This is a genomic window from Streptomyces sp. NPDC006602, assembly GCF_042870385.1.
In the GTDB taxonomy this organism is placed as follows: domain Bacteria; phylum Actinomycetota; class Actinomycetes; order Streptomycetales; family Streptomycetaceae; genus Streptomyces.
On sequence record NZ_JBIAHG010000028.1, the window covers coordinates 1 to 14,479 of the forward strand.

Annotated in this window: 10 protein-coding genes and 2 pseudogenes; 8 read left to right on the top strand and 4 right to left on the bottom strand. The window is 68.9% G+C overall.

Annotated features, from left to right (window positions below; all coding sequences use genetic code 11):
• Positions 1 to 552: 552 nt before the first annotated feature.
• Both ACFYO2_RS38990 and ACFYO2_RS38995 read right to left on the bottom strand, forming a co-directional pair.
• A complete protein-coding gene (locus ACFYO2_RS38990; RefSeq protein WP_388359260.1) occupies positions 553 to 1,350 on the bottom strand; it encodes a maleylpyruvate isomerase family mycothiol-dependent enzyme in 798 nt (265 codons plus the stop codon).
• A 226-nt stretch (positions 1,351 to 1,576) separates the two neighbouring features.
• Positions 1,577 to 2,648, bottom strand: a pseudogene (locus ACFYO2_RS38995) (transcriptional regulator); the annotation flags it as partial.
• Between the two features lie 161 nt (positions 2,649 to 2,809).
• Between ACFYO2_RS38995 and ACFYO2_RS39000 the strand changes: the two are divergent.
• The 6 genes and pseudogenes from ACFYO2_RS39000 to ACFYO2_RS39025 all read left to right on the top strand — a co-directional run bounded on the left by ACFYO2_RS39000 (position 2,810) and on the right by ACFYO2_RS39025 (position 10,041).
• Positions 2,810 to 3,511, top strand: coding sequence for a CBS domain-containing protein (locus ACFYO2_RS39000; protein ID WP_388359262.1), 702 nt, complete (start codon positions 2,810 to 2,812; stop codon positions 3,509 to 3,511).
• Between the two features lie 256 nt (positions 3,512 to 3,767).
• A complete protein-coding gene (locus ACFYO2_RS39005) occupies positions 3,768 to 3,914 on the top strand; it encodes a hypothetical protein (protein WP_388359264.1) in 147 nt (48 codons plus the stop codon).
• Positions 3,915 to 4,604: 690 nt separating this feature from the next.
• Complete coding sequence (locus ACFYO2_RS39010) at positions 4,605 to 5,177, top strand: hypothetical protein (RefSeq protein ID WP_388359267.1); 573 nt, start codon at positions 4,605 to 4,607, stop codon at positions 5,175 to 5,177.
• A gap of 71 nt (positions 5,178 to 5,248) precedes the next feature.
• Positions 5,249 to 5,575, top strand: coding sequence for a transposase family protein (locus ACFYO2_RS39015; protein ID WP_388359269.1), 327 nt, complete (start codon positions 5,249 to 5,251; stop codon positions 5,573 to 5,575).
• Between the two features lie 20 nt (positions 5,576 to 5,595).
• Positions 5,596 to 6,270: pseudogene (locus ACFYO2_RS39020) on the top strand (ISAs1 family transposase); the annotation flags it as partial.
• A 1,023-nt stretch (positions 6,271 to 7,293) separates the two neighbouring features.
• Positions 7,294 to 10,041: an FG-GAP repeat domain-containing protein gene (locus ACFYO2_RS39025; protein ID WP_388359272.1), complete on the top strand. Its 2,748-nt coding sequence runs from the start codon at positions 7,294 to 7,296 to the stop codon at positions 10,039 to 10,041.
• Positions 10,042 to 10,383: 342 nt separating this feature from the next.
• Here the strand turns inward: ACFYO2_RS39025 and ACFYO2_RS39030 are convergent, their stop codons facing one another.
• Entirely contained in the window at positions 10,384 to 11,100 is a 717-nt protein-coding gene (locus ACFYO2_RS39030) for a hypothetical protein (protein ID WP_388359275.1), read from the bottom strand.
• 548 nt (positions 11,101 to 11,648) lie between these two features.
• On the opposite strand from ACFYO2_RS39030, the gene ACFYO2_RS39035 reads away from it, so the two are divergent.
• Positions 11,649 to 12,584: an IS5 family transposase gene (locus ACFYO2_RS39035; RefSeq protein WP_388359277.1), complete on the top strand. Its 936-nt coding sequence runs from the start codon at positions 11,649 to 11,651 to the stop codon at positions 12,582 to 12,584.
• On the opposite strand, the gene ACFYO2_RS39040 is transcribed toward ACFYO2_RS39035, so the two are convergent.
• Positions 12,499 to 12,999 carry a hypothetical protein gene (locus tag ACFYO2_RS39040; protein ID WP_388359280.1) on the bottom strand — a complete coding sequence of 167 codons (501 nt, stop codon included), beginning with the start codon at positions 12,997 to 12,999 and terminating at the stop codon, positions 12,499 to 12,501. The two genes, ACFYO2_RS39035 and ACFYO2_RS39040, sit on opposite strands and share 86 nt — an antisense overlap.
• 779 nt (positions 13,000 to 13,778) lie before the next feature.
• On the opposite strand from ACFYO2_RS39040, the gene ACFYO2_RS39045 reads away from it, so the two are divergent.
• A complete protein-coding gene (locus ACFYO2_RS39045; RefSeq protein WP_388359283.1) occupies positions 13,779 to 14,327 on the top strand; it encodes a class I SAM-dependent methyltransferase in 549 nt (182 codons plus the stop codon).
• Positions 14,328 to 14,479 lie beyond the last annotated feature (152 nt).

Here is a 14,479-nt window from a genome sequence, read left to right on the forward strand (position 1 = left end):
AAGAGAGGCAGACGTACGAGGTCTTCGCATGAGCCATGCCCTCAACCCTAGAGATCTCCCTGGGGGCCGACCAACGAATTGAACAGATCGAGAGGTGATGAGGCTCTTCGAATTTCCCCACCCGCCGCTCAGGTGCTGGCCAGACATGCTCACTTGGATTCCCCACGCTGGAACGGGCGGTGGGTACACCGATGGCGAGAGCGGCGGTCGCCGCTGCGCGGGTTGGCGAGGAGAGCAGCTGCCTATGGCCTACCTGACAAATGATCATCTGGCGGGTTCGTGGGACCAGGAGCGCGGCCAGGGGTCGGCCTCGACGCAGAACCGCCGGCTCGCTGGATACGGAGAGCGAGCCGGTCGGCGGTTGCCCGGCTATTGATGTACTCGTCTCTGATCGTGCGGAGGTCGTGAGTTCGAGCTCTGACCAGGTAGACGGTCGGCTTGGTGACGCCCCGAGGCCGCCTCGCGGGTTTGAGCCCGGTGCCGCGGCTGACGAACCTGGCGAAGAGTCGTGTCCTACCGGCTCGAGGCGCGGCCAACCGCCCCCGCTACGTCCTAATTCTCCGGCTCCCAGGCGCGGAGCAGGTCGAGCAGCCCTGCGTCTCCGTCAACGTGCAAGGAGTCGGCGGGGATACGGTCGTACAAGTAGAGGACCAACTCACTGGCCGTGCCATGGATGGAGGCGCCGGCTGCGTCCGAGTCCTCGCCGGTCGCGGCAGTGGGCGCGGGGATGCGGGTGGAGCGTGCGCCGTCGCCGTCGACCGTGAGGCGCCAGGAGCGGCCCTCGGCGGCGTGGAAGTCGAAGGCCGTGGGCTTGTGCGGCCAGGCACTCTGCGTTGCGCAGACGGTGAACAGGAACTCCTCGACACCGTCGAGTGCCACCTCGAGCGGCAGCGGCTGCGGGGCGCCCGCGGTGCGCTGGACGTCGTAGGTGTGCACCGCGCTCTCCTGGACCCGGTGCCGGGCGACTCCGCCAGAGGTCCGCGGCGTCTGCAGGGCACTCCACCACGCCCAGCAGCCAGCGTCCGGTCCTGCCTCGCGCAGGGCGCTCAGCAGAAGCTGCGTCGACGCGGCCAGCCAGGCCAGCAGGGCCTCACGCTCCCGAGGCACTACCAGAGCGGCGCGCGCAGCGACGGCCTCGGCCGGGGGAGCGTCGGCAGGCCCCGCGCCGACGATGGCGGCCCAGAAACGGTCTCCCCCACCCAGGTGCTTCACCAGATCGGACAGCGTCCACCCGGGGCAGGTCGGCACCTGTGCGTCGAGACCGGGCGCGGCGGCGACCGCGGCGCGGAAGGCGGTCGACCGTTCATCGATCAGTCGCAGCAGGTCAGGGAACTCAAGATTCTTTTCCACGCCGGATGTCTATCACCGTGCTCCGGTGATCGGACAGCGATTTTCACAGTCGCCGCCGGTTGGCCACTGCGGACGTCCTCGCCTCCCACCGCTCGGGTGACCAGCGAACGCGACCGCCTCCAGGTGGAGCGGGACCGCCTCACCGGGGGCGACGTGCCGCCGGACCCTACGGGGACGGGCGACTCCGGCCTTCGATGCACGCGCAACCAAGTGGGGAATCGAGAGCGGGCCTGGCCGTTTTCGCAGATCTCATCAGCTCGCCGGGCTTCCAGCCTTCGCCGCGTGGGCGCTCGCGCAGCTTGCCCAGGCCGCCCTTGACCGTCGCCTTGACCGCGGAGACGACGATCGCCAGCTGGAGGTCACGGCTCTTGTAGCCGTCCATCGCGGCGAGGAAGTCCGCCGGCGCCATGTCCGCGTGCACGCCGAGGTCGGCCATCGTGGCGAGGAAGGCGTCACGCAGCCGCTGGTACCAGCCGTCCAGATAGCGGCCATTCTCGTAGCGGACATACGCCTCGAGCGGCGCGACGTCGTAGCCGAGCTCCACCGCGTAGGCCACGGTCGGCGTCGCGTACCAGGCCGGGCCCTGCGGTTGCTCGCCCTTCGGCGTGAACGGGCTGGGCAGCAGACCCGCGTCCAGGTCCGCCCACTTGTCCTTGCCGACCTTCACCCTCGACAGGTCCACATGGGAGAGGTCGACCAGCCACGAGCCGGGCAGCTTCGCATCGAACACCGGCGCCTTGACGTGGGTGGGCGCACCAAGACCGACGACCAGGCCGTTCGCGCCGGCGGCGAAGGCCATGTTCACGTCGACGCCGACCAGATGCCGCAGGGTGCACTCGGCATCCGTCATCGGCCGCGCCCAGTCGTACGCCTCCTCGAACAACTTCTCCGCCGGTCCCCGGACGTGGAAGCGCGGCAGGTCCGCCAGGAGAGGGTGCCCGTCGGGGGCCTCGCACGGCGCGCAGTCCACCGGGTCCTTGCCCAGCGAGCCGGGGTTGTGCTCGGAGTGCCGCCTGCCGTCGGCGTCCGGTTCGGAGGCGCGGGTCGCGCAGCGCGGTCATCAGCTCCAGACCGGTCACGGCGGTCGATCCGCGCGGCGTCATCACCCGCGACGCGTACACGCCCAGCACCCGGGCGAGCTCCGCCGGCGGGAGCTGGGCGGCCTCGCCCCAGTGGCGGGTGTCCAGCGCGTTCCACGACGGGATGCACAGCTGCACGCAGGCCCGCTCCGGACCCTGCGCGGGGCGGTAGATCCTCGCCCACGGTCCGAACCCGCGCTTCGTGAGCTTCCAGTCGGCGTGACCTGATCATCCCCATCGACAAGCGCAAGCGCCAGGCGCCCAGCGTCTACCGCGCACTCGGTCGCACTCCTGGCCGTGGGACCGCCAGCCCTCCCCGCCAGGCCGAACGTCACTGGCCGCCGGAGCGGCGCAGTGCTGTCATGGGTAGGGAAGACGGCGTGGACGAGCCGGCAGGGGCGCGGCCGCCCCGTCGCACAGCGGAGGAGGCCGATGCCATGCTGTACCGCCGCACGGTCGGTGACGTGATGACCGAGGATGTCGTCACCCTCCGCCCCAGCACACCGTTCCAGGAGGTCGCCGCCCTGCTGGACGCGAACGACATCGTCGCGGCCCCGGTCGTCGACGACGACGGCGCTCCCGTCGGTGTCGTGTCCGCGTCCGACGTGCTGCGGCACGAGACCGGCATGCCCGATCCGCAGAGTCAGGACGGGAACGACGAGCGTGCCTGGGGCAAGGCCCGGGCCCGGACCGCGGGCGCGCTCATGAGCAGCCCCGTCTTCACCGCCCGCGCCGACTGGACGATCCCCCGGGCCGCACGGGAACTCCGCAAGCGGCACGTTAAGCAGCTGCCGGTGGTCGGCGACGACGGGCTCCTCACCGGCATCGTCACCCGCAGTGACCTGCTCGACGCCTTCATCCGCTCCGACGTCGAGATCCGCGGCGAGGTCGAGCAGGACGTCCTGGGGCGCATCCTCGGCCTGGACGAGGGCACCGTCGCGGTCGAGGTCCAGGACGGGGTCGTCACCCTTCGGGGTCACGTCCCGGAACCACGCCTCGTTCCTGTGGTCGTGGGCCTCTGCCAGGGCGTCGACGGTGTCGTCGCCGTGGACGCCCACCTCACCGCCGCCCGGGCGGGCTAGGTGTTCTGTCCCGGGGGTCCGGCCGCAGCAGCGGCAGGCCGACCACCAGGTGCTGTCGAGCAGATCCCGGCATGGGACCGTCCCCACCCACCCACGATCACTCTCCGTCTATCGCATCTGATGCGAGAATTTCGCATCAGATGCGACCCGGGGGCGTCTTCGCAGCTCAATCGCCCGATGGAGTGACGCACCCGCAAAGGCGCCGCCGCGACGGCTATCGTGGTTTTTTGCGATGCCGAGGTCAACGCCCGGGGCGATGCGGGAGCGCCTGGGCGAGGCCGTCCCCGGTGCCGGGCACACCGGGCGGATGGCGGCCGTCCTGGATGTGCTGGCCGCCCACGCGATGTTCGTGGACGTCACGGGTCGGGGGCACTGGCAGGTCGGCCGCCTCGGCGGCCGGTAACTGGAGAGCGCTGAGCCCTACCGCCAGAACCGGTTCCGATAGTCCCCGGACCCCCTGCCCCTCACCTGCACCGTGTCCTCACTCAACCTTCGATGAGAACCGCTCAACCTTCAATGCGACAGGTCACTTACCTCTTCCACTCCACGATCACACCGGCCCGGCCCACCTCACCGCATAAGAACTCTCGAACCTGAGACAGCATCAGCTGCCATGCGATAAAGCCCCACGACAGCGATCCCACCCATCAATCTCTCACCTCATGACAGCGGCCCGCCCACCCACAAACACCCACCGACCAGCCCCGTAACACCAACCCCTGGACCAGCGCGACCGACTCTCACCACCACCGACAACAACCCGAGAGATCGCAGTTACGCCAGGGGAGACCCATGGCGTCGGCGTAGTCGTCGGGCGTCCGTTTCGTGATCACGTGAGCTGAAGGAGGGCGAGCGTGCGGTTCCCTGCTCACGGACGTACGCCTCGGAGCTGTTGCGTCTGCCAGCACCGTCAGGTGGAGCGAGCCGACTGTGCTGGGGGATGATCTCCTGCGTGGCTGAAGAGGCATGTACTGGTGCGGACGACGCTTGTGTATGGGATGAGCGACTGAGCTGGGCGTTCGGACTGATAGCGGATGATCCGGCTGCGAGGACCGCAGCGCTTGCCCATCTGGCTGAGGCACGGAGGCAGGTCGTGGACGCGCTCGGTCGGTTCAACGAGATGTGGCGGCTGACGCGGCCCCTGGGAGCGGACGAGCAGTACCGGGAGCCGGCCTTTCTCAAGGCGCGTCGGAGGTATCAGCAGGCGCAAAGACGTTCGCTGCCTGACGGGCTGTGGGGTCGCCCTGTGAGCGAGGATCTGGCGACTTGGCCGGGGTTGCCCTATGCGTTGCTCTTCCTGGAGTGGGAAGCGAGATTCCCGCAGGACTGGACGCAGCATGCGAAGGCGTGGGGTACGAAGCAGAGCCTGATCCGGGAGGTGGCCCGTGCTCGCCAGGAGGAGGCGATCAAGGCGAAGCTCACCGACCTGGTCGAGATCGTCGTCCACCGTGAGTATCACTGCAAGGACCGCGAGTACGTGTGGGTTGCCCGGGCTGTCGACAGCGCTGACCTGCGCGGCAGGCTCGATCGGGCAGCCGATTCCGACAGTCCGTGGGCCCGGTGCCATGCAGGGTATGTGCTCTGGCTCCTTGACCGCCCTGACCTGCCGAACACCCGTCATGTCTGGCAGACCTGGGTGGCAGGCAAGGCTGCGGCGTTGATGTGACCTGAGGACGATACCGGGAAGGTCCCGTGATCGTGGAGTGCTCTACGCCCTCGTGACCTGCCTGGAAGACCGTGCCTGCCGACGCATCATCCGCGATCCCGCTCGCCCTTGACCAGCTCCGAGAGCATCTCGACGTCGGCCCCGGCGAGGTGCCCGGCCTGCTGGAGCGGCTGACCCAGGTGCCGGACCCGCGCGATCCGCGCGGAGTGCGGCACGCCCTGTCCGTCGTGCTCACGCTGACCGCGTGCGCGGTGCTGGCCGGCGCGACCTCGCTGCTGGCAGTCGGCGAGTGGATCGCGGACGCGCCACCGCAGGTACTGGAGGGACTCGGCGTGTGCCCTGATCCGGTGCTGCCTCGGCGGCTGGTCCCGGCGAGGCGACGGTCCGCCGGCTGCTGACCCGCATCGACGGAGACGCCCTGGATCGGGCGGTGGGCGGATGGCTTGCCGATCGTCGGCCTGCGAGCGCCGGGCTGCGCGGACTGTCCGTGGACGGCAAGTCCCTGCGCGGCGCGGCTAAGGCTCGGGGGCGGAAGATCCACCTGCTTGCTGCGGTGGAGCACACCACCGGGCTCGTCCTGGCTCAGCTCGACGTCGGCGAGAAGACCGGGGAGACCAGGCGCTTCCAGCCGCTGCTGGACAACGTCGCCGACCTGGCCGGAACCGTGGTCACCAGCGACGCGCTCCACACGCAACGCGAGCATGCCGCCTACCTCCTGGGCCGCCGGGCCCACTACATCGCCATCGTCAAGGGCAACCAGAAGAACCTGTGTAAGCAGCTGAAGTCCCTGCCCTGGAAGGACATCCCGCTCCAAGGCCGCACCCACGGCACAGGCCACGGCCGCGCCGAGATCCGTCGCATCAAGGTCGCCACCGCGGGCAACCTGCGCTTCCCCGGCGCCCGTCAGGCCGTGCAGATCAAGCGCCGACGAACCGATCGCAAGACCGGCAAGACCACCCTCACCACCGTCTACGCGGTCACCAGCCTGACCGCCGAGCAGGGCACTCCCGCCCAGCTCGCGAAGCTCATCCGCGACCACTGGAATATCGAAGTCCTGCACCACGTCCGCGACACCACCTTCGCCGAGGACGCCTCCCAACTGCGGACCGGCAACGCACCCCGCGCCATGGCGACCTGGCGCAACCTTGCCGTCGGCGCCCTGCGAATGAACGGCGTGAAGAACATCGCCTCCGGCCTCCGCCGCAACGCGCGCGACGCCCGCCGACCCCTCGCGCTCCTCGGCCTCGCGTGATCACAAAACGGACGCCCGCCGACTACGCCGAAGCCCTGAGGGGAGACCGACGTCCGCATGGTCAAGATGGCCCCCTGGATCTTCCAAGGGATCGGCGCCCACCACCGCCGCGTCCAGTACAAGCTCAGCAGCGAGTCCGTCTCGAGCACGATCCGGGTGACCACGGGTGTCGTTTTCGCGACTGGATCAGCCGTCGCTGCCGCGCGGGATGCTGGCAGCAACCGCGTCCCATGCCGTCGTGCTGGCACGGTGACAGCTAGCAGGATGCTTACTCCCCCGTACGCGACCGGATTGGAGCTGGGTCGGGCCTCGATGAACTCGTACAAACCCTCGGCCCGCGCGGACCATCTGATCACGCGGGCCGTCCGGCCCTGACTCTCGCGGTCTGGTCGAGCAGGGCACTGCCGTGCTGGCCCCGTTCTGATTTGGATTCACATGCGTATACGCGCTGCGGCGATGGCCGGGACAGCGTCCGCCGCTCTTGCCGGTCGGCTGGTGCCGTCGGGCAGGCGATCACCGGGACGCCCGCAGTGTGCCCGTCCGCGATCGCGGCAGTGGCACCGGCTCCTTCGGCCGCCGCGAGGACAAGTCGCGCTGGAAGCGCAACGGCTGACGCAGCGTGAGCTGCGACAAGGGACCGTACGGCCGAGTCGTTGGGCCTTTTCCGTTGCCCCGGTAATCCCGGCGGCCCCACTGGTGTGCACTGATAGGCTCCCGTCGCCTGCTCAGGGCATGCACATTTCATTCACAGACTGTCGGGGCCATCGGGGTCGCAGCCGGCAGGGCGAGGGGCCGGGGGGTTCCGTGGGGGTCAGCAAGGTCGTGCGACGCTGTCTGTTCGGCAGAGGGGGTGCGGCCCTGGCTGTGACCGTCGCCCTCGCCGCGGGTGCTCCGGGCGCCGTGCCGACGGGGACGGCGGTGGCCGTCGTGGCGGACCAGGTCGCCGCGGCGGGCGAGGTCGTGCTCCCCGCCGCGGACCGGCGCGCCACGCGCAACCCGGTGTTCATCGGCTTCGGCGACACAGGTGTGCTGTCGAATCCCGAGGGATCCAGCGGCTGGCTCTGGACCGACTACGCGACGCGCCAGACCCGAGCGGTGACCGAGTTCGCCGGCACTCAGCAGCCCAATGCGCTCGCCCAGTCGGACACCACCTACACCCTGTCGACCGATGCCGAGGGCCGGCGCGTCGTGCGGTTCCGCGCGATGGGCTCCGGCGAGGACCGCGGCTCGGTGACCGTCCCGACCGGTCTGACCTATGCGGGGACGGCTGGCCAGGGTGTCGTGGTCGCCTACCTGGGCGGCTCGACCAACGTACGCGAACTGCATCTGCTGAAGCAGGCGGCCGGGGGCGGCACCGAGGACACGAAGGTGACCGGCTGGCCCGCCGACGCGAAGCTCCTCGCGTTGAGCGGGAAGGACGACCGCTCGCTGCTGCTGCGCTACCGCGTGCCGACCGAGGACCCCCAGGTCTTCCTCTACCAGCTCGTCCTCGTCGACGTCCGCGACGGGACCTGGACCAAGCTGTTCGCCCCCTACAACACCAACTCGGCCCGGCTGCCCGTCCTGAACGAGGGCTACGTCGGCTGGTGGTATCCGGGAGCCGGCGCGCGGCTGCTGCGTCGCGACGCGCTGGACGGACCGGTGATCACCGTTCCCTTCCAGGGCACCGTGGGAAAGACCGACTTCACGGTCGTCGGTGACGACGTCGTGGTGGCCACCTACGGCGACGAGACCCGTGCCATACTCACCCGGCCCCTCACCGACGCGGGCGAATGGCGCACCCTGCTCCCGCAGATGGACGGCTGGATCCACGCGTCGGCCGACGGATCGGCTGTCGTGGTGGGCGGTCCCGACAAGGCGCACTGGGGCATGCACCGCATCTCCGAGACGCCGGACGGACAGATCGTCGCCGATGAACTGATGGACCTGCCGCCGGTTCCCGCGCCCGTCGACGGACTCTCGCTGGTGGGCGGAACCCTTGCCTGGACCGACCAGACCGCGCCCCCGTCCTACGACGTCATGTTCAACACGCGCACCGTGTCGGCCGACGCGGTCCCCCAGGTGGGGCCGGTCCGCCAGGCCGGCGGAGGGGTCAAGCCGTGCATCTTCGTGAACAGCTGTGTGCGGCTGTTCGGCGCGGGCGACGGATCCGTCGTCTACAACGACCTGGACAACTCCCAGCTGATACACCGCCGTACACCCACCGGTGACGTCCAGACGCTGACCGTTGACGGCTTCTACGGTGAGGTGAGCGCCGCGGAAGGACGGTACGCGCTGCTCGCGGGCGGCCCGAACAAGAAGCAGTTCCTCGTCGACTGGACGCAGTCCAAGGTCATCTCGACCCGCACCGCCGTGGCCGCCACCCTGTGGGACAGACAGCTGTGGACCACGACCTCCACGGCCGGGCACCTGTCGATGAGCCGCCTCGGCTCCACGGCCGCGGCGGTCGACGTCAACGTCGGCTCGGCGTGCGTGCCCAGCGAGCTGCAGGTCAACGGCCGCTTCGTCTACTGGGCGTGCGCCGCGCAGCAGAAGGCCGGCGTGTTCGACCGCTCCCGCGGACGGTCGGTGGCCGTGCCCGTGGGGGACGCGCTGCTGGCCGACGGGTTCCTGGTCCGCCATGACAACGAGCGCGGCAAGCTGGTGCGCACCGACGTCCGCTCCGGGCAGGCGGTCACCTCCGACCTGGCCGATCTGCCCGCGACCAAGAACCTCATGCCCGAGGGCAGCACCTCGGACCGGCGCGTCCGCTGGACCCTGGATCCTGACAGCGGCCGCGTGGCTTTCGTGGACGCCGGCGAACGCATCCATCTGATGACGGCCGGGACTCTCGCCGCTCCCGTGCGGCGGGATCACGCGGGCCGGGACGGCATCGGCGACCTGCTCACTCTCGACTCCTCCGGCGCGCTCGCGTTCCAGCAGGGCACGGGCAAGGGCACGTTCTCGGGGAAGGTGAGCGGCAGCGGGTGGCCGACGAGCGCCAGGTTCGTCTCGTTCGGCGATCTGAGCGCGGACCGGTGCAACGACGTCCTGGTGCGGCTGGGCAGCGGCGCCCTGCGCGCCTACCGGCCGGGCTGTGGGGCCGTGCTGAAGACGTCGACGCCGTACAACTCGCTGGGCACGTCCGGCTGGAACCAGTACGACGTGCTGACCGCGCCCGGTGACGTGACCAAGGACGGGCGCCCGGACCTGATCGCACGGAACTCCTCGAGCGGGACCGTGTACCTCTACAAGGGCACCAGCGCGGGCACGTTGTCGGCGCGGGTGAAGCTCTACGACAACTGGAAGACGTACAAGAAGGTCGTCGGGGCCGGGGACCTGAACGGCGACGGCATCGGCGACCTGCTCGCGCAGGACACGGCGAACAACCTGTACCGGTACTACGGCACCGGCAACGGCACGTTCGGCGCCCGGACGAAGGTGTTCTCCAACTGGGGCGGCTCGTACAACGTGATCGTCGGCGTCGGCGACATCACCGGCGACGGCAAGGCCGACCTGGTCTCCCGGGACAGCGCGGGCAACGTCTGGCGCAACAACGGCGACGGCAAGGGATCGTTCGGGGCGCGCACGAAGATCGCCACCGGCTGGCAGGGCTACAAGGGCCTCTTCTAGATGACCAACCAAGCGGCGGGCCGGCGCGCGCACGAGCAGGAACCGGCCCGTCGCGTCACGGGGATGGGCCGGTAGGCCGAGCGTGTTCCAGGCGGTGTCGATCCGGGCGAGGCCTCAGGGGACGGTGTGCTGATCATCCATACCGGCAGCGACGAGCGCTCTTGCTGCCCCCCGGTGCGCTTGAAGCGTGCCGGGGCGGCCCCCGATGGCGGAGCCAGCCACGACGCCGAAGCAAGCACTGGCGCCCCGGCGTCGGAGGGCAGGCAGCGTAACCGGACGGCTCCAGCCTGCCGCAACAGGTCGCAGCGACCGGTGCTGACGTGCCGGGCTGAATCATGAGCCCTACGGCCGGTGGTGCTCCCGCCAGGCGCGGCACAGCGCGTTGAACTCCTCCTGGGGTTCGGCAAGGAGGTCCTGGGGCCGCTGCAGGTGGCAGTCCAGGATGTGTACGCCGTCCTGGAAGGGTTCGAAGCCGATCCGCTCCCATACGCGGCTCAGTTTGGCTGCGGCTTCGCGATGCTGGGCTTCGGTCAGCTCGCGGCCGTCGGCCGATCCGGGCTCGCACGCCACCGCGACACAGTCCTGCGAGAGGCGGCGGATGGCGGCACCTGCCAGTACCGGGCCCAGGCCCAGTCCGCGCCACAGTGGTTCCAGAATGACCCGGTCCATGATGAGCAGGTCACCGACGGGGTGTGCGAGGGCGGCCTCGAAGGCTGGCTCCCATTGGCCGTCAGCGACGTCCAGCACCACCTCGCCGATGCGGGAGACGTCCCCGGTGTAGGAGTCCATCGCCTCGAACGGATGGTCCGGGCCGAACATCCGCACCCGCACGAACGACATCCTGCCCACCGTGACGTCCTGGACCGCGTCCAGCGCCTCCTGGTCCATGTCGCTGTAGGCGGCCAGATCCTCCGCCAGGACGTCCGCGTCGATCCGGGCGGACACCGTCCACACCTCCAGCGTGTTCTCGAACTCGTACACTCGGACGGGGTGTTCGTGGTGGTAAACGAGGCTGACCAACGACGGATCAGCGGGCAGCTGGGCAATCTGGGGAGCCATGAGGGTCACCCCGCCAGCGTAGTTCTGTCAGGTCGGCACGTACTGGGAAACAGCACGCTCTCACCCCTTGGCGAAGTCCTCGCGCAGGACGCGACGTTGAAGCACGGCGTCGGACCTCATGTGCACAGGCATCTCCCCTCTTGACGCAGGTCACGTATCGGACGCGGCTCGCTGCGGGGCATGAAGAGTGTGTATCGGCCCTCTACGTGATTGGGGCTCATGAGGCGATACGCTGGCGTCATATTGAGGTAGTCCCCCGAGAGATCCCCAGTCGCATCACTTGATCAACCGAGAGATCCTTGGAGTCACACCCGAAGGTAGCAATTCTGAACCTAGGAACACACCATGCCCGCAGGACAAGCAAGATTAGAGGAGTGCGTTAGAGGGCTTCTCGAAACCGAGTGTGTGGCTGGGGGTTCCGTACGGGTGTGCTGTTCAGGTGATTGTGGCCGCGCGGGGGCATGAAGACAGGGCCTCTCGGTAGCACAGAGGGTGTCTACGCCACTGCTCACCGGGAGGCCCTGTTGCCGCAGTTGTATCGGTCTGCTGTGAAAGAGTCCATTCCGGACACGCGGACGTGCGACTGCTTCGCCCACACGTACGGCAACGCCGCGGACAATCCGTCCGGCGGGCACTGCTATCCGACGGACATGAGGGACGCGGAGTGGGCCGCGGTCCGCGAAATGATCCCGGTACCGGCGTGGGCCGAGGGCCGGGGTGGCCGGCCGGAGGAGTACTGCCACCGGGACATACTCGACGCGATCCGGTACCTAGTGGACAACGGCGTGAAGTGGCCTGCGCTGCCCGCGGATTACCCGCCGTGGAAGGCGGTGCACCGGTTCTTCAACCGGTGGCGGAAGCAGGGGCTGATCGGCGAGTTCCACGACCGGCTCCGCGCCGCGACCCGTGAAGCGGAGGGCCGGGATGCGGAGCCGACGGCGGGGGCGATCGACTCGCAGTCCGCGAAAGGCACGTCCACGGTCGCGGCCACGACCAGCGGCTATGACGGCGGGAAGAAGATCAAAGGGCGTAAGCGGCACATCGTGGTGGACACCCTCGGCCTGATCCTGGCGGTCCTGGTCACCCCCGCCTCGACGGGGGACCGGGATGCCGCCCAGGACCTCCTCCTTCAGGCCGCACGGCGGCATCACCGGCTCAGGCGGATGTGGGCGGACAGCGGATACACCGGCATGCTGGTGGGCTGGTGCGCGACCGCTTTGAACCTGATACTGACGATCATCCGCCGCAGCGACAGCCAGACAGGCTTCGTCGTGTTGCCCAGACGGTGGATCGTCGAGAGGACCTTCGCCTGGCTCACCCGCTCCCGGCGCCTCGCCCGCGACTACGAGCGGCTGCCCGCGTCGTCGGAGGCGATGATCCTGTGGTCGATGACCATGGTCATGACCCGCCGACTCGGCCGTCGCCACAGGCGAACCGGCCCGGCACCGGCTCGTGCGCCCATCCCCGCGCAACGAGCCGCTTGAGCTTGCACCGCACGCCCTCCGTCTTCGCCGCAACCACCTCCAGCCCCAACAAGGCAGTGATCTCACGGCAGTTCAGTGGCTGACCGCCAGTGGCGCGGCGTTCGGCCAGCAGGCCCATGACCTGCTGATATTCCGGTGCCAGTACCTCGGCCGACAACCCCTCCCGCCAGACCGGAACCAGCGACCCGGGCTTCGCCGCCGACGACGTCTTGGCCTTGTCCCCCTCCGGCGTCTTCCCCGCCACACCCTCCTGGCCTGTGGTTTCACCCGCCTCCCACACCTCGCCGACCCGCTTGCGGGCGATCAGCCACTCGTCCCACTCCGACTGCGCCGCCTCCAGCTCAGCCTGCAACTCCTCCACCCGCTTCCGGGCCGCCCGCTCCCGCTCCTCCAGCCGCCCCAGCACCGACGCCATCACACACCTCCAGCACGCCACCTCCACGGACGCACCGGACCTACCTCACCCACCCCGGCATCATGCCTGACCAGCACAAACCCAGCCACACACTCGGTTTCGAGAAGCCCTCTCACGGCGGCCGGTTCGGCGGACAGGGGCGCCGAGGGTTCCTGTCGGTCGAGGGCCGCCAGACCTATGACGCCGAGTCCGACGGCGAGGACCTGGGCGGTGACGCGTCTGGCCCATCTGCGAGCAGTGGTGTGCGACATGCGGCTCTCCAGCGGGAGGGGAGGGGGAAACTGACATCGCGAGGACACTGGATTCCGTCCGAAATACCGCACAGGGATCGCTGGGTCGGTCAGAAAGTAGAGGTGGGGCACCGACAGGTCAATGGTTCTGTCGTTTCTCATAGGTTTCTGTGTGGCTGAATCATCTGGAGGCGTCCACGCGCCGTGGCGAGGCCGACGATCCGGCTGCTGAATGGGGGGCCGCATGCTGCGGGCGCCGTTCGAGGACTCACGCGGACTCCGCCTGCCCGTGCCCGATCAATCCGCTATTCGGCCGAGGTTCCACCTGCCAGGTCCGGTTGTTCAGGCCGTTGGACCGAGGCCGTGGTCCCCGCGGCGCGGGAAGACTGCATCGCGGTCTCCACCCCGCTTGCAGGAGCGCGGCGATGTCGCCGCAGCCACGCACTGCCATAGCGGAGTTGACACCCGAGTGTGACGTGCTGCCGCGTTCTAGCGCCCTGGCGTCACCGCGCCCTTACCCACCAGGACCGGTCTCCACGGAGTGCGCGCATGCACCTGACCATCGACACCGACCACATCATCCGGCTGTACGGCACCTACGCCGCCGACCTCGACCGGGTCCGCGAGAAGCAGCGGAAACTGCACCCACCGCCAACCTCGCTGAAGGCCCAACTCGACGGCCTGGAGGCGGAGATCACCTACCTCCTGCTGCGCGAGGCCCGACCGGAGACGGTGGTCGAGATCGGCACCTTCCACGGCTGGCCCACCACCTGGATCCTCCCAGCCCTGCGGGACAACGGCACCGGGCACCTCTACTCATACGACACCCTGGACCCATCGCCCATGCCCGGGACCATGAAAGCGGGACTCGGGCTCACCGGGCTGAAACAGCTGATACCAAATTCAACGACTTTCCGACAAACGACGGTTGGCGCCGCAGGTTACCAGCGAGGATGCGGCGGCCCCTTGCCGGACGGATCGCGTAACAGCTTTCTGCCGAACTCATCGCCACGGCAGCCGGCCCCTCTTCCCCCAGCCGTCTTGACACCTTCTTACCGTCCCTATAGCGTCTGGCCGAATTTCCAAACGGCATTCTAAATTTCGAACAAAATGGGCCGTTGCTCTCACCTCGCTCGCGTATCCGACCTACGCAAGCGACTGCGTTGGACGGGTTCTGGTCGTCCGCCACCACCTCAATCGGACGAACGGCACAACCACCCCCGATATCCCGGGTCGTGACAGAAACGCGA